Annotated in this window: 34 protein-coding genes; 6 read left to right on the plus strand and 28 right to left on the minus strand. The window is 54.9% G+C overall.

The genetic code is table 11. The features are described 5' to 3' along the window. The first annotated feature begins 9 nt into the window (after positions 1-9). Positions 10-849 carry a hypothetical protein gene (locus tag AAF463_RS16545; RefSeq protein WP_350261125.1) on the plus strand — a complete coding sequence of 280 codons (840 nt, stop codon included), beginning with the start codon at positions 10-12 and terminating at the stop codon, positions 847-849. 201 nt (positions 850-1,050) lie between these two features. Here the strand turns inward: AAF463_RS16545 and AAF463_RS16550 are convergent, their stop codons facing one another. From AAF463_RS16550 to AAF463_RS16585, 8 genes are all read right to left on the minus strand, one after another. Beyond that, complete coding sequence (locus AAF463_RS16550) at positions 1,051-1,269, minus strand: ogr/Delta-like zinc finger family protein (protein WP_350261126.1); 219 nt, start codon at positions 1,267-1,269, stop codon at positions 1,051-1,053. Between the two features lie 62 nt (positions 1,270-1,331). Then, entirely contained in the window at positions 1,332-2,432 is a 1,101-nt protein-coding gene (locus tag AAF463_RS16555) for a phage late control D family protein (RefSeq protein WP_350261127.1), read from the minus strand. After that, on the minus strand, positions 2,429-2,914 hold the full coding sequence (locus tag AAF463_RS16560; protein ID WP_049850603.1) for a phage tail protein: 486 nt from the start codon (positions 2,912-2,914) through the stop codon (positions 2,429-2,431). Before AAF463_RS16560 ends, AAF463_RS16555 begins: the two co-directional genes overlap by 4 nt. After that, on the minus strand, positions 2,911-6,060 hold the full coding sequence (locus tag AAF463_RS16565) for a phage tail tape measure protein (protein ID WP_350261129.1): 3,150 nt from the start codon (positions 6,058-6,060) through the stop codon (positions 2,911-2,913). Before AAF463_RS16565 ends, AAF463_RS16560 begins: the two co-directional genes overlap by 4 nt. Continuing rightward, the gene (locus tag AAF463_RS16570) at positions 6,053-6,172 is read right to left on the minus strand and encodes a GpE family phage tail protein (protein WP_071531062.1); all 120 of its coding nucleotides are present in this window, start codon (positions 6,170-6,172) and stop codon (positions 6,053-6,055) included. Before AAF463_RS16570 ends, AAF463_RS16565 begins: the two co-directional genes overlap by 8 nt. A gap of 14 nt (positions 6,173-6,186) precedes the next feature. Beyond that, positions 6,187-6,489, minus strand: coding sequence for a phage tail assembly protein (locus tag AAF463_RS16575; protein ID WP_179452110.1), 303 nt, complete (start codon positions 6,487-6,489; stop codon positions 6,187-6,189). A gap of 66 nt (positions 6,490-6,555) precedes the next feature. Beyond that, a complete protein-coding gene (locus tag AAF463_RS16580; protein WP_061720445.1) occupies positions 6,556-7,071 on the minus strand; it encodes a phage major tail tube protein in 516 nt (171 codons plus the stop codon). 12 nt (positions 7,072-7,083) lie between these two features. Further along, positions 7,084-8,253, minus strand: coding sequence for a phage tail sheath protein (locus tag AAF463_RS16585; RefSeq protein ID WP_101762971.1), 1,170 nt, complete (start codon positions 8,251-8,253; stop codon positions 7,084-7,086). A gap of 246 nt (positions 8,254-8,499) precedes the next feature. Between AAF463_RS16585 and AAF463_RS16590 the strand changes: the two genes are divergently transcribed. Then, positions 8,500-9,573 carry a hypothetical protein gene (locus AAF463_RS16590; RefSeq protein ID WP_350261130.1) on the plus strand — a complete coding sequence of 358 codons (1,074 nt, stop codon included), beginning with the start codon at positions 8,500-8,502 and terminating at the stop codon, positions 9,571-9,573. Between the two features lie 39 nt (positions 9,574-9,612). Here AAF463_RS16590 and AAF463_RS16595 read toward each other — a convergent pair whose 3' ends face one another. The 6 genes from AAF463_RS16595 to AAF463_RS16620 are packed head-to-tail and all read right to left on the minus strand — an operon-like array spanning position 9,613 to position 13,449. Next, complete coding sequence (locus AAF463_RS16595) at positions 9,613-10,017, minus strand: tail fiber assembly protein (RefSeq protein ID WP_350261131.1); 405 nt, start codon at positions 10,015-10,017, stop codon at positions 9,613-9,615. A gap of 2 nt (positions 10,018-10,019) precedes the next feature. Further along, positions 10,020-11,015: a phage tail protein gene (locus AAF463_RS16600; RefSeq protein WP_350261132.1), complete on the minus strand. Its 996-nt coding sequence runs from the start codon at positions 11,013-11,015 to the stop codon at positions 10,020-10,022. Continuing rightward, positions 11,012-11,620: a phage tail protein I gene (locus tag AAF463_RS16605; protein WP_350261133.1), complete on the minus strand. Its 609-nt coding sequence runs from the start codon at positions 11,618-11,620 to the stop codon at positions 11,012-11,014. The genes AAF463_RS16600 and AAF463_RS16605 overlap by 4 nt, the downstream gene beginning before the upstream one ends. After that, a complete protein-coding gene (locus AAF463_RS16610) occupies positions 11,617-12,531 on the minus strand; it encodes a baseplate J/gp47 family protein (RefSeq protein WP_350261134.1) in 915 nt (304 codons plus the stop codon). The genes AAF463_RS16605 and AAF463_RS16610 overlap by 4 nt, the downstream gene beginning before the upstream one ends. Beyond that, positions 12,518-12,871: a GPW/gp25 family protein gene (locus AAF463_RS16615; RefSeq protein WP_350262010.1), complete on the minus strand. Its 354-nt coding sequence runs from the start codon at positions 12,869-12,871 to the stop codon at positions 12,518-12,520. Before AAF463_RS16615 ends, AAF463_RS16610 begins: the two co-directional genes overlap by 14 nt. Further along, positions 12,871-13,449: a phage baseplate assembly protein V gene (locus AAF463_RS16620; RefSeq protein WP_350261135.1), complete on the minus strand. Its 579-nt coding sequence runs from the start codon at positions 13,447-13,449 to the stop codon at positions 12,871-12,873. The genes AAF463_RS16615 and AAF463_RS16620 overlap by 1 nt, the downstream gene beginning before the upstream one ends. Positions 13,450-13,530: 81 nt before the next feature. On the opposite strand from AAF463_RS16620, the gene AAF463_RS16625 reads away from it, so the two are divergent. Both AAF463_RS16625 and AAF463_RS16630 read left to right on the plus strand, forming a co-directional pair. Further along, the gene (locus tag AAF463_RS16625; protein WP_350261136.1) at positions 13,531-13,986 is read left to right on the plus strand and encodes a hypothetical protein; all 456 of its coding nucleotides are present in this window, start codon (positions 13,531-13,533) and stop codon (positions 13,984-13,986) included. An 87-nt stretch (positions 13,987-14,073) separates the two neighbouring features. Next, positions 14,074-15,525, plus strand: a complete 1,452-nt coding sequence (locus AAF463_RS16630; RefSeq protein ID WP_350261137.1) for a hypothetical protein — start codon at positions 14,074-14,076, stop codon at positions 15,523-15,525. Here AAF463_RS16630 and AAF463_RS16635 read toward each other — a convergent pair. The 11 genes from AAF463_RS16635 to AAF463_RS16685 form a co-directional block, all read right to left on the minus strand. Beyond that, positions 15,496-15,939 carry a phage virion morphogenesis protein gene (locus tag AAF463_RS16635; protein WP_350261138.1) on the minus strand — a complete coding sequence of 148 codons (444 nt, stop codon included), beginning with the start codon at positions 15,937-15,939 and terminating at the stop codon, positions 15,496-15,498. The genes AAF463_RS16630 and AAF463_RS16635 overlap by 30 nt on opposite strands. Then, positions 15,932-16,372 (minus strand): phage tail protein, encoded by a 441-nt coding sequence (locus tag AAF463_RS16640; RefSeq protein WP_350261139.1) that lies wholly within the window; start codon positions 16,370-16,372, stop codon positions 15,932-15,934. The genes AAF463_RS16635 and AAF463_RS16640 overlap by 8 nt, the downstream gene beginning before the upstream one ends. After that, positions 16,335-16,583, minus strand: a complete 249-nt coding sequence (gene lysC, locus AAF463_RS16645) for an Rz1-like lysis system protein LysC (protein ID WP_225614447.1) — start codon at positions 16,581-16,583, stop codon at positions 16,335-16,337. Before lysC ends, AAF463_RS16640 begins: the two co-directional genes overlap by 38 nt. Continuing rightward, entirely contained in the window at positions 16,468-16,896 is a 429-nt protein-coding gene (gene lysB, locus AAF463_RS16650; protein WP_350261140.1) for an Rz-like lysis system protein LysB, read from the minus strand. Before lysB ends, lysC begins: the two co-directional genes overlap by 116 nt. After that, on the minus strand, positions 16,893-17,408 hold the full coding sequence (locus tag AAF463_RS16655; protein WP_350261141.1) for a lysozyme: 516 nt from the start codon (positions 17,406-17,408) through the stop codon (positions 16,893-16,895). The genes lysB and AAF463_RS16655 overlap by 4 nt, the downstream gene beginning before the upstream one ends. Then, positions 17,389-17,601, minus strand: coding sequence for an HP1 family phage holin (locus AAF463_RS16660; protein WP_009127601.1), 213 nt, complete (start codon positions 17,599-17,601; stop codon positions 17,389-17,391). Before AAF463_RS16660 ends, AAF463_RS16655 begins: the two co-directional genes overlap by 20 nt. Before the next feature lie 3 nt (positions 17,602-17,604). Further along, complete coding sequence (locus AAF463_RS16665; protein ID WP_061720352.1) at positions 17,605-17,808, minus strand: tail protein X; 204 nt, start codon at positions 17,806-17,808, stop codon at positions 17,605-17,607. Then, positions 17,808-18,272 carry a head completion/stabilization protein gene (locus AAF463_RS16670; protein WP_350261142.1) on the minus strand — a complete coding sequence of 155 codons (465 nt, stop codon included), beginning with the start codon at positions 18,270-18,272 and terminating at the stop codon, positions 17,808-17,810. Before AAF463_RS16670 ends, AAF463_RS16665 begins: the two co-directional genes overlap by 1 nt. A gap of 98 nt (positions 18,273-18,370) precedes the next feature. After that, on the minus strand, positions 18,371-19,021 hold the full coding sequence (locus AAF463_RS16675; RefSeq protein WP_350261143.1) for a terminase endonuclease subunit: 651 nt from the start codon (positions 19,019-19,021) through the stop codon (positions 18,371-18,373). 2 nt (positions 19,022-19,023) lie between these two features. Continuing rightward, the gene (locus tag AAF463_RS16680) at positions 19,024-20,085 is read right to left on the minus strand and encodes a phage major capsid protein, P2 family (protein ID WP_350261144.1); all 1,062 of its coding nucleotides are present in this window, start codon (positions 20,083-20,085) and stop codon (positions 19,024-19,026) included. Between the two features lie 46 nt (positions 20,086-20,131). Then, positions 20,132-20,962 (minus strand): GPO family capsid scaffolding protein, encoded by an 831-nt coding sequence (locus AAF463_RS16685; protein ID WP_350261145.1) that lies wholly within the window; start codon positions 20,960-20,962, stop codon positions 20,132-20,134. A gap of 142 nt (positions 20,963-21,104) precedes the next feature. Here AAF463_RS16685 and AAF463_RS16690 point away from each other — a divergent pair, with 142 nt between their 5' ends. Continuing rightward, positions 21,105-22,871 carry a terminase ATPase subunit family protein gene (locus AAF463_RS16690; protein ID WP_350261146.1) on the plus strand — a complete coding sequence of 589 codons (1,767 nt, stop codon included), beginning with the start codon at positions 21,105-21,107 and terminating at the stop codon, positions 22,869-22,871. After that, on the plus strand, positions 22,872-23,900 hold the full coding sequence (locus tag AAF463_RS16695) for a phage portal protein (RefSeq protein ID WP_350261147.1): 1,029 nt from the start codon (positions 22,872-22,874) through the stop codon (positions 23,898-23,900). 40 nt (positions 23,901-23,940) lie between these two features. Here AAF463_RS16695 and AAF463_RS16700 read toward each other — a convergent pair whose 3' ends face one another. From AAF463_RS16700 to AAF463_RS16710, 3 genes are all read right to left on the minus strand, one after another. After that, the gene (locus AAF463_RS16700) at positions 23,941-24,672 is read right to left on the minus strand and encodes a hypothetical protein (RefSeq protein ID WP_350261148.1); all 732 of its coding nucleotides are present in this window, start codon (positions 24,670-24,672) and stop codon (positions 23,941-23,943) included. Positions 24,673-24,881: 209 nt separating this feature from the next. Beyond that, positions 24,882-25,139 carry a hypothetical protein gene (locus AAF463_RS16705; RefSeq protein WP_061720362.1) on the minus strand — a complete coding sequence of 86 codons (258 nt, stop codon included), beginning with the start codon at positions 25,137-25,139 and terminating at the stop codon, positions 24,882-24,884. Positions 25,140-25,251: 112 nt separating this feature from the next. Beyond that, a complete protein-coding gene (locus tag AAF463_RS16710) occupies positions 25,252-25,440 on the minus strand; it encodes a hypothetical protein (protein ID WP_049850574.1) in 189 nt (62 codons plus the stop codon). Positions 25,441-25,533 lie beyond the last annotated feature (93 nt).

Genomic DNA, 25,533 nt, shown 5'->3' on the forward strand with positions numbered 1-25,533 from the left:
AAAGCATTGATGGCAATTCATTTCCATCTTTTAAATTTATATAAATTAAATTCTACAATAGCTGAGATTGTTAAAATGGATATTCAATCGTATTTAGAGAGATTTGAAAAGAAAAAATCACCTGACTTTATAAGTCTAAGCTTCGAAAAATCAATAAATTACGACATGTACTCGGTCTACATCACACATCCCCAGACTGGCGAACAGTTTCTATTTGAAGGCTACCAGAATGACGAAATACGAGCTAAAAAATGGAGCTTAGAAAATGAAGCTTTTCAAGACATAGTTATTCTAAAACCAGAAGAATTTAAAGCCAATTCATTCTCTGGCATCTATTATTACAAAGCAAATGAAGCCGCTTTCTCAAGCCTTCATGAAATAACTCCTATGAAAGTTTGGTGGTTTCAGATTAAAGTTATTTTAGATAACTGGAAGCGGGCCAAACAAAAACATCAATACAGAATGCAGAACCATAGTGTAAAGCAACAAATGGATGTACTTAAAGCCGTTGTTGATTTGTACATGCAATCAAACTCAGACGAGCCCATACATTTCGTTTCTATAATGACAAAACTGCACTCTTCATTATGGTTCTACCATGATAATAGTAATCAGATGAAAAAGGAAGTTGAGCTATATCTCAGTGCCTTTTCCAATAATGGTAACTTGCACACAACAGATAGATTAACTTACAAACCTACTGGTACTGCCATACTAACCTTGCAAAATAGTTTCTCTGAACAAAAAAAGCAAAGTGAAAATAAATATATTCAACGTGGAATGCTTGCCACGGCTATATTTTCATTTATTGCTGCTGCGCTTAGTGCATATGGAACATTAATCCATTAGGCTAAAATGTTTCTGTAGAAGACTCAGCATCAATACATGCTTTAGCTCTAAATAATCCTATTGAAACGTGATGTCGGTTTGGGGGGCGTTGTAGTCGCTTAGGGTTAACTAAATAACTCCCCCCGAATTTTTTATTAATAATTTATTATTCAAAAAATAATTGTAAAGCCCGTATTTTATAGGCTATTAAAGCTTAAAAATTCACAACCACAACGCTTGCTGCTGATTTCTTCCTGGATGCGGAGGCACTGGCTTAACCGTTCCGGGCTTCATGATGATCTCTGATACAGTCTCATGTGATTTAAACGTACAGCTGCAATTAATGTTCTGGCACTGGTTATATCGTTCTTTGGTTGATGCTGATACCTGAAAGCTGCTGCGGGTATGTGCGGCGTTCCCGCACAAAGGGCAATTCATCATAATGTTTTCTCCATAACCCAATTGAGATAAATACTACTCAATTTAACCCTTTTGGGATAGCACTATTCCATTTCAAGTGAATCTATTTTCACTTCAAGCTCAATGCTGGTCGTATAGCCGTTGTCCGCGCTCAGGCTGTGCGTAAGGGTCGTGATAATCCACTCCCCGGTATCAATCTGCTGTTTAAACCCGCTAACCTTTACCGGCATTTCCGTGTAGAGATCTGCGCGACCACGCGCCAGCTGAATAGAGAACGTCGCCACCCCGCGCTGCAGCCGCTCCCACTGCATTTTGGCAGCGCGCTCGGCGTTGGCCCGGTTCGCATAGGTGCGGCTCAGCACCAAAACGTTCTCATCCGTGCCGATCAGATAGTCGCCCTGCTTCGCCTCCGGCTCCTTCTTCTGCGCAGCAGGCTTGCGGCGCTTGCGCTTCACCGTGGTTTCCGGCTTCTTCTCCGGCTCGCGGGTGTGCAGCCAGCTCGCGATCACGCCGGTGTAGGCATCACGGTCAGCCAGCGTAAAGCGGTGGCCGTCGCCTTCTTTACGCACGATGGTGATGGCGGGCAGCACTTTACCGCTCGCCGTTTTTCCCTGTCCCTGCCGGATAAACAGCAGGTTGCCGTTTTTGATGCAGGCCACCGCGCCGCACTGCTTCGCCAGCCGCATCAGGAAGCTGGCGTCTGACTCGTTGGTCTGGTCGATATGGTCCACGGCCATCTTTGCCACGTCGTCGCCTATCGCCGTTTTGAGCTTGTGCCGCCCGGCAATCTCTTTCACCACCTCGCCCACGCTGGTCTGATGCCACGACTTTTCGCGCTTCGTGTTCAGCGTCTGGCGGAAGTCTGCGCTGCGCGCGCGCAGGGTCAGCCGGTCCGGCGTGCCGCTGTGCTCGATTTCGTCCACGGTGTAGGTGCCTTTCGGGAAAAGCGCCTCCCCCTTCCAGCCCAGCGCAAGCGACAGCTCAACGCCCCGGCGCGGCATCAGCAGCTGGCCGTCCGCGTCGTCCAGCTCGATGTCCAGCTGGTCCGCTTCAAAGCCGCGATTATCGGTGAGCGTCAGGCTGATAAGCCGCTGCTCTGTCTTTTGCGTCACATCCGCACCGGCAAGCGTCAGGCGAAAAGCGGGCGCGTTCGCCTTGCTGTTAATCCAGCTGCCCGCCATCATGAGAACAACCCGCCCACTGCGGCGCCCACTTTACCGGCGGCGTCGGTGGCTGCGCCCTGCATGGCCGACAGCTGATCGCTGAGGCTGCCGAACATTTCACCCAGCGATTCGTCGGTGCGCTTCAGCGTCAGCGTAAACTCAATGCGCCGGCACACGCCGTTGCTGAAAAACTCCGCCTTGGTCTGGCTCAGGCTCTCGATCACGAACATGCCGTAAATCGTGCCGCTGCCCTCAATCAGCGGCCACGCGCGGCCCAGCTCCGCAATCTGCTCCAGCGCGAACAGCGACAGCCTGCCGCCGGTGATTTCCGGCAGCAGCACGCCCGACAGCGTGATCGTGTCGTTATCCGGGCCGAGGAACTGCAGCGCGGGACGCACGCCCACGCGGCTGTTCGACGGGAAGCGCCAGCTGCGCTGCAGCTGCAATTCCTGATACGGCACTGTCTTGAGCATGAAAACAAACAGGCCCAGCGTCATCATCATGATTCAAATCCTCCACGGTCTCGGTAACTGCTGCGGGCACGGGACTGCGCCTGCCGCTCTTTCGCCTCCAGCCTGCGCATCACTTCGTCCACAACGTCCTGCGCGCTCTGGCCCGGCTGCTGCACGATGGTGATCGGCGCGTGAATGCTCACGGGCGCGGTAGTTGCTGCGGACTGCTGGCGCGGCGCGTCCTGCCGGTAGCTCTGCGCGGGCAGGCTCAGCGGGTGCAGCGGCTTAGCCTCCGCCGTTCCGGCTGCCATGCCGAGCGTCATCGCCGCCATCGCGGCCAGCTGCGCGGTGCGCCTGCGGCTGGTTACGCTCACCGGCCCGCCGACGATTTCCGGCCCGTTTTCACCCACGACGCCAAACTGGCCCGCCGGGATGTCGCCGCCGGTGTCGTACATGCCCGCAAACGCCGGGAAGCCGCCCGCTGGCAGCGTCACCCTGCCGCCGCTGGCGCTGGCGGCCTGCGGCGGCACCGGCAGCTTTGTGCCAGCAGCAGCTTTGTTAACGAGGCCGAACTTATCCAGCAGCTCGCCGATCCCGGCCTTCAGGGTGTCCAGCGGATGCATCACCATGTTCAGGCCGTCGGCCAGCCACTGCCCGAACTGCCTGCCCATTTCGGCGGCGTTCTTCAGCTCGTCAGCGGTGGAATGTACCGGCGTCAGCAGGTCTTTAAACCAGCCGAACAGCGCCTGCACCTTATCGCCTATCCACTGAAACACCGGCTGGAGCGGTGAAAACGCCTCGCTGATGGGTCCGGCGGCGGCCCGGAAGCCGTCCACCACACCGCCTAAATACGCCTTGATGGGTGCCCAGTATTTCCAGATAACCAGCGCCACACCGGCCAGCGCCGCCACCGCCAGTCCGACGGGACTCAGCAGCGCGCCGAGCGCCCATATCACGCCCGTCAGCACCGTGCGCAGCAGCGCCAGCGGTGACTTCACCAGCCACATCAGCGCACCACCGGCACCGCGCACCGACGCAGCCAGCGGCGCAAGGGCGGCACCAGCCAGCCCGCGCACCTGCGCGCCCAGCGCCCGCACACCGGCCATCGGATTACGGAAGGACGCAACCAGCGTCTGCCCGGCGTCCTGCGCCTTCTCCTTAATTTTCTCCAGCGCACCCTCTCGGAAGGCGTTCAGTATGCCGCTGCCCTCTTCGTCATCGTCACCGCCGCGCAGGGACGCCAGCGCGTCGCGGATTTTCTCCAGCCAGTTCACCGACTCCCCGGCCTCGCCGCCGCTGAACAGTGAGAACAGCTTTTTGATGCCGTCGCCGGATGACGTCAGACCGGGCGCCAGTTTTGCAAACGCCTTGCCCAGCCCGCCCAGCAGCGGCGAGAGCTTCGCCAGCCCTTTCAGGCCGAGCATGCTTAACCCGAAGCGCAGCATCAGGATCGGCCCGAGCACGGCGGCCATGCCCACGGCGAGCGTGCCGAGCGCCAGCGTTACCGTTGCCACCACGGCGGCGATTTTCATCAGTCTGCCGACCAGCTCCGGGTTGGACTCCACCCAGCGGCGCATGGTGCCGGTGACGCGCTTCACCGCGTCCATGATTTCCATCAGCGGCGTGCGCAGCGTGTCGCCGAGGCTGCTCAGCGTGTTGGCCGCGCCGGTTTTCACCAGCAGCCACTGCGCGGACAGCGAGTCCTTGTTGATGTCGGATTCTTTCTGCATGGAGCCGCTGGCCGCGTTGCCCTGCGTCAGCTGCAGCTGGCGACGCAGCTCCGGCATGTTATTAGCAAGCTTCGCCGCGTCCTTGCCGAACTCCTTGCCGAAAACCATGGTCATTGCGGTCAGGCGCTTGTCGGCTGGCAGGTTGTTCACCTTCTCCAGCACGCGCTGGATGGTGCCCATCGCATCGGTGGTCATCTGCTTTTCGATGGCTTTCGGGTCCAGCTTCAGCAGCTCCATGCCGCCCATAAAGGTCTTGCCCTGCATGGTGGCGACGGAGAGTTCACGCACCATGGCGTTTGCCGCGCTGGCGGCGGTTTCCGACGTGGCGCCGAGGCTCAGGAACGTGGAGCCGAGCGCTGCGGCCTTGCGGTAGTCCAGCCTGTCCGCCACGCCGCCCATGCGCTGCAAGACGTCGATGATGTCCGATCCCTTGGACATGGCGTTGTCGTCCAGGTAGTTCAGCGCGTCGCCCAGCTGCTCGATGTTGCGTGTGGGGATTTTGTAGAGCTGCGCAATCTTGCCCAGCCCCTCGGCCAGCTCACCGGCGGGCAGCTCAAACGCGGTGGACGCCTTCGCCGCCGTGGTGGCAAACGCTAGCAGGTCGCGCTTCTGGTCCTCGTAGGAGTCGTTCTGGTTGGTGACGCCCATACGCGCGCCGCCCTCGACCAGCGCGGCGTAATCAATCGCGCCGTTGTCCATCGGCAGCTGCTCGCTGGCGGCCTTGATGGCGGCCTGCATGTCGTAGAACTGCGCCGTGCGGTTGCCGTCGTTGTCGCGCAGGCCGTTCACCTGCTTCGCCACGCCCTTCATGGCGTCTTCCATGCTGGCCGAGGCTTTTACGGCAGCCAGCACCGGCGCACCCATTGCCAGCCCGGCTACGGTGGTCGCCGCACCGGCACCGGCAATTTTATCGCGCACCTCAAGCGATCGGGCGTGGCGCTCACGCAGCGCGTTGATTTTTGCCTGCTGTTCGCCGAGTCGCTTCAGCGACTTCTGCTGGCGGTCAATCGCCGCGCGCGCGTCGTCTGCCCGTCCTTTCAGGTCGCGCTGTGCCTGACTGAGTTTTTTGGTATCAACGCCGGATTCAGTGAGCGCGGCGCGCTGGCGCTGCACCGAACCCAGCAGGCCGTTATAGGATTGCTGCAGCTCGCGCACGCGGTTCTTCGCCTGCTCCAGCACCCTCGCCTGCGCGGCGGTGGGCCGGTTGGTGGCGCTGAACTGCGTCGCCAGCTTCGCCGCCTCTTCGCGCGCGCCCTTCAGGTTATTGGCGGTGATAGCCAGCTGCGAGCGGGCTTTACGGAAGCCGTCGATGCGCGCGGCCTGCGCGTCTAAGTCCTTCAGGCTGGCGCGCGCGGTGCGCAGGGAATCGGCCAGCTCGCGGGTGCTGGCCTTGGCAGAACGGAAGGGGCGGGTCAGTTTGTCTACCGCGTTAAGAACAACCTGCAGGCGCAAGTCTTTATCACTCATCGCTGGTCCCGTGTCGCATTATCGCCTTATGCCGCCACTCCAGTACCTCGGTCAGCGTCATGAACTCGGTAACGGACGGCGGCCAGTGAAAGACGGTGGCGATGTCCGCCACCAGATCGTCTACCGTCAGGCCGTCGCTAAATCCGACAGCACCGACTTCTTCAGTAAAAAAGTGACCACCTCAACCGACAGGCTCACCAGATCGGCGGGGTCCATCTCGGTGATTTCCTGCGTGGTCAGCGCCGGGGTGGTGACGCGCGGCAGCACGGTGATCATCGCGTTGACGTCCATGTCCATCAGCGCCTGCAGGCGCGTGCCGCGCAGCGCGCCGGACTGCGGCTTGCGCACGACGATGCTTTTAATCTCGGTCTTGCCGCGCAGGATGGGAGTGTCCAGCTCAACGGTTTTTTCGGTAGTTTTGTCAGTCATGGTTATGGCTCGCTAAAGGGTTTAAGGCGGCAGGGTCTCCCCTGCCGGTTTATTGCTACTGATTGATTACAGGCCCAGCGCGTTACGGTGCGCTTCCATCAGGTCCGTGCCGTCCACGATGTGAATCATGTTCACCAGGTCAATCTCGTAGAGCACTTCGCCGTTAATGGTCAGCTTGGCGTAGCTGTTGGTGCCGGACACTTTGGTGGTGCTGGACTCGCCGGTCTTCCACTCGCCGGAGTCCAGCTCCTTGTGACGGCCACGCACGACCAGCTCCACCGCCTGCACTTCGCCGGTGTCGTCGCGCTGAATGGAGCCGGTAAAGCGCAGCTGCACGCCGTCCACGGTCAGGGTGCCCATCTGCTTGAACAGCTTCGCCTCAACGCCGCCGCAGGTGAATTCCGTATCCAGCGCGCCGTCGTCCAGGCCCATGTCGATGTCCACCGCACCGGCCATGCCGCCGCCGCGATATTTCTCGAACTTGCGGGTAATTTTTGGCAGCGTCACGGACTCGATCAGCCCCTGCCAGTTGTCGCCTGCGTTGAACAGGTTGAGGTGCTTGAGCTTGCGGGGTAATGCCATGATTCAGTCTCCTTATGCGCTGACGCGGCTGGCGAAATCGACCAGATATTGATCGGTGATGCGCTGGCGCAGCAGCAGGTTTTCCAGCGGCGGCACCGGCGTGTAGTCGTAGTCGATGAGCAGCTTGCCTGCCTTGAGCGTGTCCTTGTCATTCACGCTCTCGTCCAGCCAGCAGTCCGCGCCGATGAGGTAGCCCTGACTCACGAGGCTGCGAAGCTTGGCGCGAATGCCTTCGATAATGTCGCGGGCCAGCGACGGATTCAGCGCGCCGTCCACCGCCCACATGTGCGCCTCGGCCATGGTGTCGGCCAGCACCTGCGCGGTGCGGGTGTAGCACTCAAATGCAAACAGCGGGTCATCGCTCAGGCAGCGCGAGCCCCAGAAGCGGAAGCCGTCTTTACGAATCAGCGTGGTGATGTCGTTCTGGTTCAGCAGGCCGGAGTCTGTAGCCGGATCCTGCAAATCCCAGAACACGTCTTTGGAAATGCCGGTCACGCCGTTCACGCCAACGTTCGATAAGGATTTATGCCAGCCGGTTTGCTCGTCGATTTTGGCGCGCAGGCCGAGCGCGCGGGCGGTGGCGAAGGCCGTCGCGTCCGCCTTCAGCACGGTGTCGAAGTTGATGAAGTCCGGCCAGATGAGCATGCCCTCGCGCTGGCTGAAGTTCGCGCGGTAGGCAATCGCCTCTTCCACGCTTTGACAGCCGTACGCCGACAGGTAGGCGAAGCCGCGCAGGCTCTGCGCCACGCTCAGCAGTTCGGTAGCCACCGCCTGCGTATCGTGACCGGGCACGCCGAGAATGCGGGGCTTAACGCCGCACACCGCCTGCGCGGCCAGCAGCGCCTTCATGCCGGTGCGCTGGCCGTTGCTCACGCCGCCGATGATGTTGGCGGTGGTTTCGGCCTCGGTTTCGCCCTGCGGCACGCGCACGACAACGGTGACGGGTTTAGCCTGGTCGGCGATAGCGTCCAGCGAGCGCGCGAGCGTGCCGGATTCACCCGCCTTGCCGCTGGCGGTGAGTACGTCAGTCAGCAGTACCGGACGATTAAGCGGGAACGTGGCCGCATCGGCGTCATCGCCGGTGCAGACCATGCCGACAATCGCCGTGCTGATGGTGGTGATGGTTCGGGTGCCCTCGTTGATTTCCTCAACGCGCACGCCGTGGTGATAATCCTGTGCCATGTGGCGGTTCTCCTGTGAAGGGGTTCCGCTATGGTCAAATCATTCGAATGTTGAATCACTAATATTTAGCTGTGCCATTAACTACACAATGAATATTCCACTGCCCATAATTTCCATCTATCATTGATCCTGATCAAAGCACCACTGAGAAAAGAACATTTAAAGCAGTGACACATTCGGCACTTTTGACTACCATCTACCGCCTAAAAAATAACCACTTCAAGCAATCCAATAATTGGGGTACACATGCAAGCCTTTGGGGTATTACTAACGTTCGCAAGCATCATCATCGCCTTTTTCATAGCTCGCTGGACTTATAGATTAAACACAAAGAAAAAACCGGAAGCAAAAGCGAGGAATATATTCTCGGCTATCGGCACATACATTCTTTCTGTAATTGTTTTGGTGATTATTGCTGCATTTATTGGCATAAGTGGCGCTCCTGAATCAGATAATAAAGCGGAAGTTGCCAAAACTGATGTTGAACCAAAAAAAGAATACCCACGTCAAATCGGTGAAGCTAAAACTTATTCAATAATTGCGCAGGAAGATAAATCTAAAAGGGCTGATAATCGCGTCTCATCTATTTGGATTATGTCACCTGAAGCAATTTCTTTTGAAGACCGAGCAGCAACAGTTCGTAAAGCGGCTGAAGATCTTCAAGCCAAAACAAACGTGCCGGTTATTCGAGCCTATCTAGCATTCAGCAAAGAGAGCGTTGGAAGGGGCGGACCTTTGGCAATGGCAACTTACTTCGCAGACGGATGCCAGTATTCCGGTAAGGAATGTGATGATGTGATTTGGGATATCCAGTCATCTAAGGATACAGTTACGCCTCAGCAGATTAAAATCTATGATACGTGGTATCAGAATCGTAAAAAATTCACGGATAAAAATGACAATGTTAATGAGGATAAACTGTCTAACTTTGTCGCTAAAAAGTTGAAGATTCAACCAAGTGAAGTGACTTTGGTCTATGTCAGTTTGGAAAAAGTAAACCCTTACACTTCAGAGGAGGAAGAAAAATCGTTCACCTCAAAAATGAAATTATTGCAAGACAAAGTAAAAGAGCGCGCGAAAGAGATAGAAACACAATTTAGTGCTTGGGATGGAAGCCACAAAGACCTAACGCGCAGAATTAAAGATGCAATGAATGATCCTGATAGCTATAAACATTACAAAACTGTTTATTATGACCAAGGCGATCACCTTACCGTTATCACAGAGTACGGCGGCCGTAATGGTTTTGGCGGAATGGTTAGAGAAACCATTTCGGCAGATTACAGCATTGATGGAAATTTATTGAAGATTAACAAGTAATAATATTCATTACAGACAGGCCCACAACGGGCCTGTTTTTCATGCGGGCTGCTCGGGCCAGATAATTTCTGAGGATCCGCCGGACTTCGTATCTAAACGGTTAAGCAGGACGCGGTACGTCATCCACGCTTTGAGGCTGGCGTTTTCATCATCCGTCGCGATACCAAGCGTGACGGCATCCTGCAAGGGCGTAATGACATCATCTGCAACGATGCGCAGCTCACGCTTTTTTGCCTCAAGCTGTGCGAATTTTTCCTCTTCACTAAGTACAAGCTCGGTCAGTAACGGCTTGCCACCCGGACCGGCCACAATGACCATCCCCTCACACTGCCCTGCAAGCAACGAGGACCATTCATCATCGGTGATTTCAGTCGCATCAGAAGGGATTGACTGGTTAATGTCCGCATCATAAAACGCGTTAGTTGAAGGTGAGTATTTTTTCATGGCTAATATCCCAGTGCGATCCAGTTAATTCCCTGGGTGGCAGTTGCAGAAGCGTGACTGTTGCTAACCGCTACGGTTGTTTTTGATACCTGAATGCCAGGGGAATATTCCCCCCCCAAAGCGATGTTTGAACCCTTACTGGCAACAGCCATGAGTCCGTTAGAAGGGAATGCAATAGGCAATGTCACCGTCGTTGTTTTCTGCCCAGCGAATGAACCGTATCCCCACTGAATGATCAGCCCGCCGGGGAAAACAAAGTACCCGCTTCCGGCGATTGATTTTTCCAGCCCCAGATTCTTCAAAGCCTCAGCTACCAGACCGGCGTCGGCCAGCTCTTTCAGGGCGTTCTTAATCAACGGGTACTGCGTATGGGGATTAACGGCATCCGTATGCTGCTTGAGCGCATCACCGCTGTACTTTTTCGCCTGCTCAAGCAGCGTGTCGGCGTATTCCTCCGCCTCCTTCTGCAAACGTTCCGCATATTCCTTCGCCTGTTGGTGCAAAGTGTCACCGTACTGCTTCGCCACAATCACGCCGTCGTCTACGTATTTACGCGTCGCCAGCACCACCGACGGGTCAATTTTCAGCGTCACCGCGCTGGTGCTGTTCACGATGATAATCATGCGCACCGTCTGCGTGCGCCCGCTGCCCTCGGCCAGCTGCGGCTTGTAAGTCTCGGCGCAGTTAGCCACGGCAATCATCACACCATCGCCATCGAACAAACCGATTTCACGGATCCAGAAACCGCCCTCGCCCTCCGGGATAATCTGCTCGGCAATAATCTGGCTGCCGTTAGCGGCGTCAATCGTCAGCGAGTTAAGCGACGCGCGGCGCTTCTCGCCGATGAGTTTCGTCTGTGCCGGGTCAGGCGTAGGCAGCGTGCCGCCACCGTCGCCCACGGCCAGCTGCGTGATGTTCACTTTGGTGCCGAGCACGGCAGCATTGGCAAGCTTAGCCGCGCCCTGATTGGTCAGCAGGGCAAAATATTTTGTCGTCATGCGCTCACTTCCGTCAGGTCGATAAGATGCACCGCCGCGCCGGAATACACCGGCCCGCCGACGCTGATTAGTTCAGGGGTATAGGGATAAACAGTCAGCTCGTCGCCGCTGTAGCTGGCAACGGCCACCGGCACCGTGCCGTTTGCGTCCAGGGTGATCGAAAGCCCGATAAGATGGCGGCTGCACGGCTTGGCGTCCGCAATCACGCGTTCCAGCTCGTGATACATTTCCTCGGTAATACCGGTATCAAGCACGCCCACGTCAAGCCGGAACGTGCCGGGTTCGTCGTTGGTTTTCCACCACTCAATCACGCGGATAAGATAGCCCAGTGGCTCCACCACGCGGCGGATCGCGCTGACGGTGCCCTTGTGCTGATGGATATAAAACGCGTCCTTCACCACCTTGCGCTTAACGGTCTCCGGCCAGCCTTCGTCCCAGCGGTCCACCGAAAACGCCCAGGCAAGATAGGGCAGAAAATTCACCGGGCAGACGTCCGGGTTCCACAGGTCACGCAGCGGCACGTTCAGGCCGGAAATCCCGCTGCAGGCCTGCGCCAGACGGCGTTCCAGCGCGGACGAGCCGGGCGGCAGCAGGCTGTTACTCATGCCTGCACCTCGTCATCCGCCACGCTGATGTCCGTCCCGGTGCAGTTGCCCGCCTGCGTGCGGTCCATGATGATGTCGGCGGCCGGCTCGGTGATTTCTACCCAGTCCACACCGGCCACGCGCAGCACCGCCCCGTAGGACTCGCGGCGCACGCTGCGGCCCAGCTTTTTCTGTTCGGTGAGGTAGGCGGCAAGCCGCGCGTTTGCCGCTTCCAGACAGGGCGCGGCGGCCACGCCGTCAAAAAGGTGCAGTTTCGCCTGCACGCGGTAGTCGTTGATGGTTGCAGGCTGCACGGACACGCGGTCCGCCACCGGGCGCACGCTTTCGTCATTCAGCGCTTTGTCCACTGTATTCAGTAAATCGGCGGCTGCCGTGCCGTTACCCTCACGGCTCAGCACGGTGACCAGCACTGTCGCCGGTGACGGGCTGATGGCGGACACGTCCTGCACCCGTCCGTCTGCGCTTCTGGCGTGAAACTCGTAGGCCGCCGTCGGACCAGCAACCGATAAACCCTCAAACGCTTCCGGCACGCGCACGCGCAGCGCGTCGTCCGATTCCATCACCGCGTCCACCGGCGGCACAGCATCCGGGTTGGCCGGGGTGATGGTCAGGCGCTGCACGTTACTGCGCGCGGCCAGCTGGTCGAGGTCGCTTCCGAGCGCATAAGCCACCATGACGGCCTGCGCCGCCTCGTTGATGCGCTGGCGCAGCAGGATTTCCCGGTACACACTTTCCTGTAAGCACTTCACAATCGGCTCAGATTCAAGCGCCAGCACGCGGCGCGTGGCGGCCTGTTCGTCCTCCGGATAGAGCGCAATCAGTGCCTCCTTACGTTCGGCCAGCAGCGTTTCAAAGTCCGGCACCTCGATCACTTCAGGTGCGGGCAGCTGCGAAAGGTCAATTACTGCCACTGTTCACCCCCGTAGGCACTGACATTGCGAGCGGTGAGCCGTCGGCGCGCTGGCCGGTCAGCTCAACCACCATGGAGCCATCAAAGGCGCTGGTTATGCCCAAAGAGTTGAGACGGATGCGCGGCTCCCAACGACTCAGCGCGGTGTACGCTGCCGCCATCACCTGAAGGCGCACTACGTCGTTATGCGGCTGGTCAATCAGCACCGATAGCAGCGAGCCGTATTCCCGTCGCCCGATACGGCTGCCTTCCGGCGTGATCAGGATGTCGCGCACGCTCTGGCGAATGTGCTCGGTGTCGGTGATGGCTGCTCCGGTGTCGCGGTTCATGCCGAGATACATCACATTGGTTCTCCTGAAATGTCGCCACCGGCTTTCACTTTGTCGTGTGCGTGCTTGTCAGCAATCACGCCGTTTGAACTCATTGGGCCGCCGCCCTGCGTCACCGCGCCGTTCATCACGGTTTCGCTATTGATGAGCATCTGACTTGCATCAACGCCCAGCTGGTCAGTGATCAGCTGAATGCCGTCGGCGGCTTCAATGCGCACGCTTTTGATGTTCTTAATCAACAGCTGGCCGGTGTCCGGCTCATACTGGAACCAGCCGCCGTCGTTGAACACGGTGGTGCTGCCGTTCTCTGAATAATCGGGCGGCGGGAAGGCGTCGGCATAAATGGCCGGCAGCGCGAAGGCAGTTTCGAGATTGCCGCCGAGGCTCAGCAGCACAACCTGCTCGCCAATGGAGGGTTGCCACCATGTGCGAGTATTCCCGGCGCGGAAGGTGAGCCAGTTAATCCAGTTAGTTTCAAGGTCGCCCGTTTTCACCCGGCATTGCCATTTCTCCGGGTCCATCTCGGACACAATGCCGGTGCGGATCAGGTTTGTAATGAGGCGCATGATTTCGGTGAGTTGTATATTCATAGGAATAGCTTGCGTTGAAATTCTCGCTATGGCATGTATATATAAATGTTTGATGGATGACACAACATCAAGGAGGTGTAGATGCGATTGGTTCTTAACTTACCTAACAGATTAATTTTCTCTTTAACATTGATAATTTCGTGTCTCATATCCGTTTTAAGTTTTACCCCTTCAGATTTCAAAATTGAATTTCTCCTATCAATCGCAGCCTTCACTCTTTTAACAATCCTCTCTGGCATTCGTTTAAGAATGGGGAAGTTAGAAGCACTTAAAAATACTGTTAATGCCTTATGGAATATTGAAACGGCTTGTGCTTTTTGCTACGGATTTTATTTATTTTATGACTATACCCTTTACGGAATTGAACAACCCAAAAGCCTTACTAGCTGGGCTAGAGATAACCCAGTCATTTTTTCAATGCTGAGTGTAGGCTTGGGATTTATAGCAATATTTCGAGCATCAATATCCTTAGTGGAAATATTCAAAGAATCGATCGAGAAGTCAAAATGTCTAGAAAAAAATAAAAATAAAACTTAAAAAACCATCAAGAAAGCCACTGACTGCCATAAGCATTATAAGACGAGCATTAATTAAGACAACTTTTAAAATAAGGATAATTTTCATATGGGAAAGGTAACTTTTGAAGCAGAGAGCGTTTCATTTATCTCCACCACCCAAAGGCTGGACAGTGTTGAGTGTGATATCACTGTCGAGGAAGAAAGTACATGGAAGGAAATAACCATTACAACGAGAAATAAATTAGCAGCAGACTTAAGGAACTGGGATTCATTCACTGTAGAAATTATGGGTAATTTCAATGCAAGTAAAACATACAAAAAAATTGAAATGCTTGATACTGTCGTCGGAAACTATTCCATCTCCTTCATCAATACCGGCGGAAAAATTCAGTTCACCGTTCACCCAAGAAATGTCATAAAAAGACATTTTTTTAATGAAAATGACTCGACATTAAGTAATCACATTGATTTTTTCATTAATGACGCGCCGATTATAGCACCAAGAATTTCACCGTCATTCGACAGCAATGGAAATGTAAACCAAAGGAAGCAAAAGCCGATTTCAATAACGCTCCCCAATGGAAATAAAATTTTATCTGACGTTAACTTTTCTTACACTTCGGAGGGAAATAAATTCGAATCAATTCGCCATCAGGTTTTGAAAGCAAAAACAAATAAGAAACACAACGTAATTGAAACTATCAATCAAAATTTACTACCAGAAGTTGACAACCTTCTACTTCTTACATCATTAGCACATGGTGAAAGAGTTATGTGTAGAGGATGGACGTGCTACAAAAACAACTGCATCATTCAGTATTTCAGATGTAACCAAGTAGAGACAGATGACATCCCAAATAGTGTATTCAGGGAAATAGTTACAAGAACTGAAATTAATAGATTTCTTAATGAAGCATCATTAGTCTACAATGATTCTGAATATAGTGCTGCTATAAAAAACTCTATAAATTCACTGATGTATACCAAAGGTATGGTTTTAGAAATGACTTTCTTAGCCTATTTTCAAGCACTTGAATCTCTAACGCTTACATTCAGAAGAATAAATAACATCGAGCACACATTGGATCCATCAACATTTAAAAAATTACGCACTATCATTGAAAAGCAGTTAAATACTGACATCGTACCTGATAAAGAAAAAAGAGCATTGATTAAGTCAAAAATAATGGAATTAAACCGCCCATCATTACAGGACACCACTTTAATATTTTTCGATGAACTTAAAGTTGAAATGTCAGATTTATGGCCTCTTTTTGACAAAAAAGATGCAATCGGATTATCTACATTAAGAAACAAAATAATCCATGGCGATATTTTACCTAAAAATATCTTTTCGCACTTAATTCTAGCCAGCGAACATCTAAGAATTTTATTGAACCGAGTTTTATTTTGCCTTCTGAAATGGGATTTGCTCTCAACCAATATATCACCTCAAAAACTAAAATTAATGAATGGCTATTTTGATACCGAAAGGCTAGAGTCCTCACTAAAATTAACTAGTGAGGCGTTAGGAAAGAAACTCAATCATTCTGGTTAAAACGATATCAATAGTTTCTTTATTTACACCAATTAAAATCCTAACTGGGTATTTAATTACTTTGCGTGATTTATTGATTTTATCCCTTAGCCCATAGTGATGCACTAATGCAATACGTTGAACATCATTTTTAAATGCTATAACGGCTTCATTATCATCCGCTTGGGCCATGAGATACTTTGCTGTTTTCAGCTTCGTAAACATCTTACGGCGAATGCGGCCCGGCTTGGTGCGGGCAGTTACGCGCCGCGGTTCCCATGCCGTGCCGTCCGGGCTGCGCTGCAGCGTGATGTTGTTCTGCTGGATGCGCCGCACGTCTCGCGCCACTTCGCGCAGCATCTTTGTGCGCATTGCCGGTTCAAGCTGCGACAGCAGCGCACCCAGCCACTCCTCAACCTCATGCAACTCAGCCACGGCGCACCATCCAGCTCTCCTCTGCATCATCCGGCGCTTCCGGTTCCGGCACGGCCTCAACAGACATCACGCCGTCCACTTCCTTCGCGATCACTCGCTCCGTCAGCTTCAGGTTCATGCTGATGTCGCAGCGGTCATTGCCCAGAATATCCGCCTCAAAGGTGAAAAGCCGTTCCCGTTCGGTGGCGTTCTGCAGCGCGTCCGGCTGGTTGACGCCGAGCCAGAATAAAACGGGCGCCATCAGCAGATTCTGGTCGCCGGTGAAATCAGTGATCACCACATTCAACGTATAGCGATACTCCCACGAAATCGACGTGGCGGAGGTGGCAACCACCGCGCCATTGTCCACGAACAGGTGCAGGCGGTCCGGGTTGTCAGCCACGTAGGGCACGGCTTTATTCAGGGCGTTTCGCAAGGACTGCGGCTTGTTCATCGTCTTTATCCTGACAGCTGATGATGGTGTCTACCTTGTCGGCGCAGGCCGCCCATGCGGCTTCGGTGTCGTCCAGCTGCGCCAGCAGATCGCCGTTACGGCGCGGTGCGGCTTCGTCCAGGCGGCACGGGGTGATTCGCGGACAGCCACTCACGGTAAGACTGACCTCCGGTGAGGGGCGGACGCTGGCGCAGCCGGATAACAGGATCAGGCAAAGAGGCATCAGCCCAGCGGCGAAGCTCGTCATTTTCACGTTTCAGTTCCTCAATGGTGCGCTGCCGGTCACGCAGCAGCGTGCCGTTCTGCTCGGCGGCGGCGTACAGCTGCGTCTGCGCCCGGCTGCTGGTCTGCGTCAGAATGTTGAGAGCAATCAGCTGGCCGTTTTTCTGTGACAGCTTTTTACCCTGCGCGGCTAAGTCCTTCACCTGCGCGTCGATTTTGTTGTGGGCGGTGCTGAGTCGCCACGACTGCACGCCAAGCGCGGCAATCAGAACCAGCACCACCGCAGCCAGCGCGCGCATCATGCTGTTACTCCTTTTAAGCACCATGCCAGCTCACGCTGTCGCCGGTTATCCAGCCCCTGATTGAATACGCCTTTCACGTACACCCAGCGCGGCAGTTGATAGCAGGCATCGCGCCAGCGCTCCTTTTTGATGAGTGCCACCATGGTTGAGGCGCAGGCGTTGGCGGTGCCGACGTTAAACGCCAGCGACACCAGCGCATCGTAGACCGGCTGCGGCATAGAAACCGCAGCGCAGCGCGCCAGTGCCGCCTCAGCGCGTAACACGTTGGTGATGAAGTTGCCCGCCGCCTGCCGCTCGGTGATGGTCCGGCCCGGCACCACGCCAACGGTGTTACCAATGCCGTCGGTCCACTTGCCCGCGTCGCACAGATACGGCTTCAGACGACAGCCCTCATAATCGGCGATCAGCTTCAGCCCCTCGACGGAGGTGTGCAGCTGCTGGAAACCCGGCATTGAAGCGACAATGAGCAGCACAGCGCCAACGGTGCAGCGCTTAACGGTTTGCAGATTCATATTCCTCCCGCGTGATGCGCCCGGCGGCCAGCAGCTGATAGGTTTTGCGTTTGTAATACCAGCTGATAATTGCCATCAGCAGGCCAATTAACACCCCGGCCACGGTTGAAACGTCTTTTAGCGACATGTCGCCCAGCCATGCCATACCTACGGCAATAAACCAGACGATCCCGGCGCGGATTCTTTCCCACATGATTCAGTCCCATAGCTGGACGGCCTGCACGGTGGCCGCCGCCGTCACGTCCGGCAGCTCCACCTCCAGCCCGTGCGGTAAAATGGGGCCGTGCTCCGCCAGCCCCGGATTGGCCTGCAACACCTGCTCCGTCATACCCTGCGTGCGCCCGTAATGACGCCAGCAGATTTCGTCCACCGTGTCGTACTGCTGCGCGCGCACCTTCATCAGATCAGCTCGACTGTGCAGTGCGGCGCATTCTGTACACGGCTGATCGCCCAACGTGCGTCACGCCACAGATCGCCGGTTGCGTCTTCCAGCTCTTCCCCGCGCTTGGCAGCGGCAGCGGTGGCGTCAAAGTCCTGATAACGCTCGTTCAGCACCGCGCGCGCCCAGCACCACACCGCATTTTCATAGTGATGCAGACGCACGCTGCGCCCGGCCAGCTGCTCCGCCGGGACATCGGCCAGCCCGTTAAAGCCGCGCAGCTCCTGCTGTTCGCGCCACGAGTAAAGCTCCGCGTTCACTTCCGCCATTGCGGTGAGCACCACCTGCTTCAGACGCTGCGGCGTCACCGTACCGTCAACGCGCATGACACTGCGAAACGTTGCCAGATCGATGTCCGGCCAGAATGAGTTGTTGGGGATAATTTCCGGCGTTCCCGTCGCCTTTTCCGGCGCTACAAACTGCATGCCTTATTTCTCCTGAATAGGTGGGCGGTGGACGGGGTTTTGATGCGGCGCTGCCTGTCGCCACCCCGTGCCGCCCCGCGCGTGGGCACGTCCGGTTATCAGCTGGCGTTGCGGATTTTCCGCTCCAGCTGCTCAATGTCTTTTTTCACCCCGCAGCGCTCGTCGAGCTGCATGGCCTGCTGCAGATGGTTCAGCGCGGCAACGGGCTGGTTTTCGCGAAGCACCCAGCCGAGCGACTTGTGCAGGCGTGCGCGCGACTGATCGGGCATGTCCAGATCGCCGATCACGTCGAGCGTCTGCATCAGCAGGCCGGGGTCAAAGTCGGTTTTTGCCACAAGGGCGTTTTTAGCAGCGTCGGCCATCTCCTCAGCCAGCAGCGTCTGCACGTTGCGGTTAAAGCCCTGCGGCATCGACCAGCCGTGGCGGATAGCGTGACGGCCAATGGCGAGCGCCCCGGCATAATCACCGGCATCAACGCGCCACAGCATCACGTACATCAGCACGTCGTCCTGCTGCGCACCGTCGGCGGCCAGCACGCCATCCACCCACGGCACGTATTTAGGCAGGACTTCCACCTTGATTTCGGCCTTCTTCACGGTGGACTGAATGCCCTTGAGGCGGCGGCGGTCTTCGCCAAGCTGCATCAGCATCAGGTCATAGCCCTTTAAGTGGCTGCCATTGCCGCCCTTGCGGGCGGCCTCCTGTGCCAGAACATATTGCGTGTGCCGCTGAAAAGGACTCATCGCCATGCTTATGCCTCTGCGCCGCTGGCCGCCGCTGCGGCGAATTCGCCCATTTCAATGTTCTCCACCAGGCAAACGCATTCGTAATCCTCAACCACGTACGCCTCGTTGACGGACTCAAAATTCTCAACACGATCGCGTTTTGGGTTGTCGATGACGGCGCGGCGGCGGCTCTCGTCCTGCCAGTAAATGGAGAGATTGTCGAGGCGGGTGATCAGTAAGGCATCAGCCGGGAAGTAAGGCGCACGCACGGCCTGTAAGCCGCCCATGCGTTTCTGGCTGATAATGAGGTCAGCGGCCAGAGCCTCGGTGTTTGGCTGCTGCTGATTCACCAGTGGGAAATATTTATCTGCCAGCAGACCGCGACCACAAACCACTACCAGATCGGTGTCGTCCTGATACTGAACGCCAATTTTGCGGTTAACCGCATCCATCACCAGAGCGTCCAGATTCGCAAAGTCACCGTTTTTACCGACGCGAACGGAAGAAGACAGACTGCCGTCTTCCTGCGGGATGCCCTTAATGACATGCACCGGTGATTCCTGGCGGATTTTTTCCAGCCAGCCAATATTGACGTCCTGCAGCAGGGGGTTTTCTACGCGGTTTGAGGTTTTCTCACGCTTCACGCCGTTAAAGCCGATCATGATGCGGTCCAGCGCCTGACGCTGGATGATGGCGTCACGAATGCGGGTCTGAAAGTCCTGGAACTTCGCCCACAAATCCAGCTTCGCATAAGGTAACGCGGTATCAAAATTGGTCTGGGTGCACTTGTAGCCAGTACCATCGATGTAAGTCGGATCGGTTGGCTGGCGCTCCTGTGAAGAGGTGTCCGTGGTGCCTGCAATGGTCGAACCTACGCCCAGCCCCAGCACTTCACCGGACTGTTCATCTACCGGGATGATGTTAATCATCTTCAGGAAGGCTGCAGACTCCTGAATTTTGCTTTCCAGCTTCTGCGCTACGGACGGCTCGACGGTGAATTTCGCGCTGATGTCCGGCACTTCCACATCGTTGAGCTTCGCGAGCTGAGTGAGGAAGGCATTAAATTTAAATCGGGTCGTTTTTTTCATCGGTCAGTTTCTCTGAAATCAGTTATGTAAAGTGGAATGGCCCGTATCAGCAGTCGGTCAGGTTCTCACTGGCACCGCTTCCACCCGGTGCGCGCTGACGGAAATCGGCGCGACTGTCTTCGCGGCCCAGCTGCTGCTTCAGTTCGGTGAAATCGTTCACCTGCGTTTCCAGCAGGTTTTCCAGTTGGCTCAGGCGATCCGCCTGCTCGCCCAGCACCTTATCGGTGCGGGTGCTGAATTCCTGCTGCTCAGTAGCAACTAACTCCACCGCCTGATGCACGTCAGAAAATCGTGCGTCGTCGGACACCTGCTTTTTGCTGAAGAGCGCGGTGATGCGGGCAAACAGCGCGGGTTTGTCTTCCACCTCTTCCAGCTCGATCGCAGTTTCGGTGGCGGCGGTAAACAGGTTTTCCGGATGCTGTTTGCGGTTTGCCAGCGGGTTGTGTTGCGCGCTGGCGCTGAAGGCCAGCATTTCGGTGCCGAGGCTTGCCGGGTCGTCGGTGGCTGCCAGGCCAACCAGATAGGCTTTGCCGGTGTCGGCAAACTTGGTGCTGACTTCCATGGAGGTGAAAAGCTTCTGGCCCTGCTTCACCAGTGCCACAAGGGAATCCGTCGGCAGGATGTCGGCATACAGCGCCAGCTTTCCGGCCAGCGGGCCGTCGGTTATCTCTTCCGTTCCCAGCGCGCTTACCGTGCCGTAACGGTTAAAGGTGCTGTCCGGCGAGTACGATTTAATGTGTTCCAGATTGATGGTCGCGGTATAAACCGCCGGGTTGTAGGCGGCGGCCATCTGTACCAGCCATTCGCGGGAAATTTCGCGTCCGTCCGTGGTGGCACCTTCCACCCCGATACGAAAACGCTTTGCTTTAACTGCCATAGGTCAGGCTCCGTTGGGTAAATCGCTTTGAAGCCTTATGTTTGCGGTTCAGAGGGGGTCGAAACAACGCGGGCACGTTGTGCGGGCAGCCACACAATGAGGGACGGCAGAAAAGGGATCGTCGGGGCCGTATTTTGGTGCCATGACAACGACACTCGCCCCCGAAGACCTCGATCCCCGCAGGCAGGCCATGCTGCTGTACTTTCAGGGATATCGCATCGCCCGCATTGCTGAAATGCTGGGAGAGAAACCCGCAACCGTTCACAGCTGGAAGAAGCGCGACAAGTGGGGCGACTATGGCCCGCTTGACCAGATGCAGCTGACCACCGCCGCGCGCTACTGCCAGCTGATCATGAAGGAGACAAAAGAAGGGAGAGACTTCAAGGAGATTGACCTGCTGGCGCGCCAGTCTGAGCGGCACGCTCGCATCGGCAAGTTCAGCAACGGCGGCAACGAGGCGGATCTCAATCCGAACGTGGCGAATCGCAACAGCGGGCCGCGCAAGCCGCCGGAAAAGAACGTGTTTAGCGACGAACAAGTGGAGAAATTACAGGAGATTTTCCACGGCTCGATGTTCGGCTACCAGCGCCAGTGGTGGGATGCGGGCAACAAGCACCGCATCCGCAACGTGCTGAAGTCGCGCCAGATTGGTGCCACCTACTATTTTGCGCGTGAGGCGCTGCTGGATGCGCTGACCACCGGACGGAATCAGATTTTCCTTTCAGCGAGTAAAGCACAGGCGCACGTCTTCAAGCAGTACATCATCGAGTTCGCTAAAGAGGTTGATGTTGAGCTAAAGGGCGATCCGATGACGCTCAGCAACGGCGCGTGCCTGTACTTCCTCGGCACCAACGCCCGCACCGCGCAGAGCTACCATGGCAACCTCTACCTTGATGAATACTTCTGGATCCCGAAGTTTCAGGAGCTGCGCAAGGTGGCGTCAGGCATGGCGCTGCATAAGAAGTGGCGCCAAACCTATTTTTCCACCCCGTCCAGCCTCACGCACAGCGCCTATCCGTTCTGGTCCGGCGGCCTGTTCAACCGGGGCCGCGCGAAGGCGGACCGCGTGGACATCGACCTGTCGCACATGAACCTGTCGCCGGGCCGCTTCTGCGATGATGGCCAGTTCCGCCAGATTGTCACCGTTGAGGACGCCGTGCGCGGTGGCTGTAACCTGTTTGACCTCGACCAGCTGCGCCTCGAATACAGCCCGCCGGAATACCAGAACCTGCTGATGTGCGAATTCGTGGACGATCTGGCGTCCGTGTTCCCGCTGCAGCTGCTGCAAAAGTGCATGGTGGACAGCTGGGAAGTGTGGGCCGACTTCGAAGCGCTGGCGCTGCGCCCGTTCGGCTGGCGCGAAGTGTGGATCGGTTATGACCCGGCGAAAGGTACGCAGAACGGCGACAGCGCCGGGTGCGTGGTGATCGCCCCGCCAGCTGTGCCGGGCGGCAAGTTCCGCATTCTGGAGCGCCACCAGTGGCGCGGTATGGACTTCCGCGCGCAGGCCGAGTCCATCAAAAAGCTGACGCAGCAGTACAACGTGACTTATATCGGCATCGACTCCACCGGCGTGGGCCTCGGGGTGTACGAGAACGTGAAGATGTTTTATCCGGCGGTAAAGGAGTTCGTCTACAACCCGAACGTGAAAAACGCCCTGGTGCTGAAGGCGTTCGACATCATCAGCAGCGGGCGCCTGGAGTTCGACGCCGGGCACCTCGACATCGCGCAGTCATTCATGGCTATCCGCCGCGCCACCACGGCCAGCGGCAACCGCCCGACCTACGAAGCCAGCCGTAGCGAAGAAGCAAGCCACGCCGATCTGGCATGGGCAACCATGCACGCGCTGGCAAACGAACCGCTACAGGGCGAAGCCGCCCACACAGGCAACATTATGGAGATTTTTTAAATGAGCAATCGCAGGAACCGTACGCGCACGCAGCCCGTGCAGCAGCAACAGATGACCGGCGGCCCGGCGGCAGAAGCGTTCACCTTTGGCGATCCGGTGCCGGTGCTGGACCGTCGCGAGCTGCTGGACTACGTGGAATGCGTGGTCATGGATAAGTGGTATGAACCGCCGGTGAGCTTTGACGGGCTGGCGCGCACGTTCCGCGCAGCCGTACATCACAGTTCGCCGATCAACGTGAAGCGCAACATCCTGACCAGCACCTTCATTCCCCACCCATTGCTGAGTCAGCAGGCGTTTAGCCGCTTTGTGCAGGACTATCTGGTGTTCGGCAACGCCTATCTGGAGAAGCGTACCAACAGGCTCGGCGGCGTGCTGGCGCTTGAGCCGGCACTGGCAAAATTCACCCGACGCGGCACGGATTTAGACACCTACTGGTTTGTTCAGTACGGCATGAACACGCAGCCCTATGAGTTCACTAAAGGCAGCGTGTTTCACCTGATGGAGCCGGACTTAAATCAGGAGGTTTATGGCCTGCCGGAATATCTTTCGGCGATCCCGTCCACCCTGCTAAACGAGTCGGCAACGCTGTTCCGCCGCAAATATTACCTTAACGGCAGCCACGCCGGTTTCATCATGTACATGACCGATGCGGCACAGAATCAGGAAGACGTGAACAATATCCGCCAGGCGATGAAAAGCGCCAAGGGGCCGGGCAACTTCCGTAATTTGTTTATGTACTCGCCGAACGGGAAGAAAGACGGAATTCAGATCATCCCGCTGTCGGAGGTGGCGGCTAAAGATGAGTTTCTGAATATCAAGAACGTGAGCCGTGACGACATGATGGCTGCGCACCGAGTGCCGCCGCAATTAATGGGGGTTATCCCGAATAACACTGGCGGTTTTGGCGATGTAGAAAAAGCAAGTCGGGTATTCGTACGCAATGAGTTAATTCCCCTTCAAAAAAGGCTAGAAGAATTAAATAAGTGGTTAAATCAAGATGTCATAAAATTTACTGATTATAACTTTTAATAGTAGGGCTTCATCATAATAATGATGAAGCCCCTTATTATTACTTCGACTCAATCACATCTAAATATTTATAAAAAACAGCCCAAGTCGCCCTGATGCACTCATTATATTGCTGTTCAGAAAGAATTTCTGGGCGACCATGTCGTGAATTCAATTGAAGACTTCCTACTTTTTCCTTAATAAAATCCCCTTCAAGGCCAAGCGTCTCTTTAAATAAATTCCAATCCTTTTCCTTTGTTTTCCCCATACGTAAAGAGTTATGATTCCTCAAGCACTCTAACGCACGATTACAATAGAATGAAGAGTCATTTATGCTTTTGAGCGCTTCATTCATGTTGGATAATGCATTACTTATAAAATACCCAATCTCACCTTTAGAATGGTTCCTAATCCTTTCAAGCGATGCCTTATAATCCTTAATTGGATAGTAGTGTTGAATGAGTGTATTATTAATTCCATATACCTCATCCCATTCCAATGAATCATTAATAACCCGCATTACTTCAGCTCTGTAGCTGTGTCCTGTTATAAAAGCAACTTTTGCTAAATCGTCTTCGACAAGACCTTGAACAAAATTTCTCATAGTGAAGGGATCAAAAACATCATCTCCCTCTACATACACCAAGAGTTGATTCATAAGAATACGAACATCAACGTTAAAAAATGCAGTTTTATTTTCAGCTGCATGAAATGAAATTTTAGCTTTGAAATTGTGATTCTCTATTATTGCTCTATTTGGATGTATAGTTCCGATAAAAGTATAAATTGACATTTATAACCTCTTTCCTTTCTAAATTTTTATGCATGACTATACATCAAAACCTTTAGCGCGCGCTCGTACCCCCGCCACGCCTGCCCGCTTTATGATGCGGTTTTCATGCACCTGCATGACATAAACGAAAGCCCGCCAGAACTGGCGGGCCGAGGGTAAAGCGATCCTTTTCGGATCATGCGAATTCATGCGGCATAGTCATGCACTCTTCACTCCAGTTTGAAGTCGTCCACAGAAGCTGATTTGTGGATGCCAATTCCTTCTGCTTCGTTCAGAAAATCCATGCCCTGCCGTAAAGAAATGGGATATGGAATCTCAAGCATGAAAACGAAGTCGTAGGTTTTACCGAGCCAGTAACCCCCGCCGCATTCTTTCGGCCGTTGGAAAAACACCCATTCACCTGGCTTGTAGTAAGTGAGTACCTCACCTCGGTAAACGATCTGGAATTTTTCGGGATTTTTAGCCATGGCTTAACGCCTCGCAACTCTCGTTAAGTTCGGACTCACCTTCCGTAAGCATCCCGGCGTGATATGTAGCTTCCATCCGATCACATCTTGCTACGCGTGACATCTGAAAAAACTAATCTGAAGCGTGCATCATGCGCGAATATTCGTGGCTTCTGACTTTCCGCATCAGCTCATCGGTCAGTTCAGAGACCCACTGAATGGCAAGCTGCTTCTCGTCATCCGTGCAATCACTAGCAGCAACAAGTTTCATAAATAAATCAATACGCTGGAGCTTCATCGACTCCAAAAAATAATCCTGCATATTCCCTCCGCACAATGAACAACTGGTTATACGTACAGTATATTATGAGTTTCGAAATGTGAAACGTTTTTTTACCTTCCGTGAGAAATCCTC

The organism is Pantoea sp. BJ2 (assembly GCF_040255075.1).
Taxonomy (GTDB): domain Bacteria; phylum Pseudomonadota; class Gammaproteobacteria; order Enterobacterales; family Enterobacteriaceae; genus Pantoea; species Pantoea leporis.

Coding starts and splice junctions, on each gene's coding strand:
- AAF463_RS16545 (WP_350261125.1), top strand. CDS start 10: ATGGCAATTCATTTCCATCTTTTAAATTTATATAAATTAAATTCTACA.
- AAF463_RS16550 (WP_350261126.1), bottom strand. CDS start 1,269: ATGATGAATTGCCCTTTGTGCGGGAACGCCGCACATACCCGCAGCAGC.
- AAF463_RS16555 (WP_350261127.1), bottom strand. CDS start 2,432: ATGATGGCGGGCAGCTGGATTAACAGCAAGGCGAACGCGCCCGCTTTT.
- AAF463_RS16560 (WP_049850603.1), bottom strand. CDS start 2,914: ATGATGATGACGCTGGGCCTGTTTGTTTTCATGCTCAAGACAGTGCCG.
- AAF463_RS16565 (WP_350261129.1), bottom strand. CDS start 6,060: ATGAGTGATAAAGACTTGCGCCTGCAGGTTGTTCTTAACGCGGTAGAC.
- AAF463_RS16575 (WP_179452110.1), bottom strand. CDS start 6,489: ATGACTGACAAAACTACCGAAAAAACCGTTGAGCTGGACACTCCCATC.
- AAF463_RS16580 (WP_061720445.1), bottom strand. CDS start 7,071: ATGGCATTACCCCGCAAGCTCAAGCACCTCAACCTGTTCAACGCAGGC.
- AAF463_RS16585 (WP_101762971.1), bottom strand. CDS start 8,253: ATGGCACAGGATTATCACCACGGCGTGCGCGTTGAGGAAATCAACGAG.
- AAF463_RS16590 (WP_350261130.1), top strand. CDS start 8,500: ATGCAAGCCTTTGGGGTATTACTAACGTTCGCAAGCATCATCATCGCC.
- AAF463_RS16595 (WP_350261131.1), bottom strand. CDS start 10,017: ATGAAAAAATACTCACCTTCAACTAACGCGTTTTATGATGCGGACATT.
- AAF463_RS16600 (WP_350261132.1), bottom strand. CDS start 11,015: ATGACGACAAAATATTTTGCCCTGCTGACCAATCAGGGCGCGGCTAAG.
- AAF463_RS16605 (WP_350261133.1), bottom strand. CDS start 11,620: ATGAGTAACAGCCTGCTGCCGCCCGGCTCGTCCGCGCTGGAACGCCGT.
- AAF463_RS16615 (WP_350262010.1), bottom strand. CDS start 12,871: ATGTATCTCGGCATGAACCGCGACACCGGAGCAGCCATCACCGACACC.
- AAF463_RS16620 (WP_350261135.1), bottom strand. CDS start 13,449: ATGAATATACAACTCACCGAAATCATGCGCCTCATTACAAACCTGATC.
- AAF463_RS16625 (WP_350261136.1), top strand. CDS start 13,531: ATGCGATTGGTTCTTAACTTACCTAACAGATTAATTTTCTCTTTAACA.
- AAF463_RS16630 (WP_350261137.1), top strand. CDS start 14,074: ATGGGAAAGGTAACTTTTGAAGCAGAGAGCGTTTCATTTATCTCCACC.
- AAF463_RS16640 (WP_350261139.1), bottom strand. CDS start 16,372: ATGAACAAGCCGCAGTCCTTGCGAAACGCCCTGAATAAAGCCGTGCCC.
- lysB (WP_350261140.1), bottom strand. CDS start 16,896: ATGATGCGCGCGCTGGCTGCGGTGGTGCTGGTTCTGATTGCCGCGCTT.
- AAF463_RS16655 (WP_350261141.1), bottom strand. CDS start 17,408: ATGAATCTGCAAACCGTTAAGCGCTGCACCGTTGGCGCTGTGCTGCTC.
- AAF463_RS16660 (WP_009127601.1), bottom strand. CDS start 17,601: ATGTGGGAAAGAATCCGCGCCGGGATCGTCTGGTTTATTGCCGTAGGT.
- AAF463_RS16665 (WP_061720352.1), bottom strand. CDS start 17,808: ATGAAGGTGCGCGCGCAGCAGTACGACACGGTGGACGAAATCTGCTGG.
- AAF463_RS16670 (WP_350261142.1), bottom strand. CDS start 18,272: ATGCAGTTTGTAGCGCCGGAAAAGGCGACGGGAACGCCGGAAATTATC.
- AAF463_RS16675 (WP_350261143.1), bottom strand. CDS start 19,021: ATGGCGATGAGTCCTTTTCAGCGGCACACGCAATATGTTCTGGCACAG.
- AAF463_RS16680 (WP_350261144.1), bottom strand. CDS start 20,085: ATGAAAAAAACGACCCGATTTAAATTTAATGCCTTCCTCACTCAGCTC.
- AAF463_RS16685 (WP_350261145.1), bottom strand. CDS start 20,962: ATGGCAGTTAAAGCAAAGCGTTTTCGTATCGGGGTGGAAGGTGCCACC.
- AAF463_RS16690 (WP_350261146.1), top strand. CDS start 21,105: ATGACAACGACACTCGCCCCCGAAGACCTCGATCCCCGCAGGCAGGCC.
- AAF463_RS16695 (WP_350261147.1), top strand. CDS start 22,872: ATGAGCAATCGCAGGAACCGTACGCGCACGCAGCCCGTGCAGCAGCAA.
- AAF463_RS16700 (WP_350261148.1), bottom strand. CDS start 24,672: ATGTCAATTTATACTTTTATCGGAACTATACATCCAAATAGAGCAATA.
- AAF463_RS16705 (WP_061720362.1), bottom strand. CDS start 25,139: ATGGCTAAAAATCCCGAAAAATTCCAGATCGTTTACCGAGGTGAGGTA.
- AAF463_RS16710 (WP_049850574.1), bottom strand. CDS start 25,440: ATGCAGGATTATTTTTTGGAGTCGATGAAGCTCCAGCGTATTGATTTA.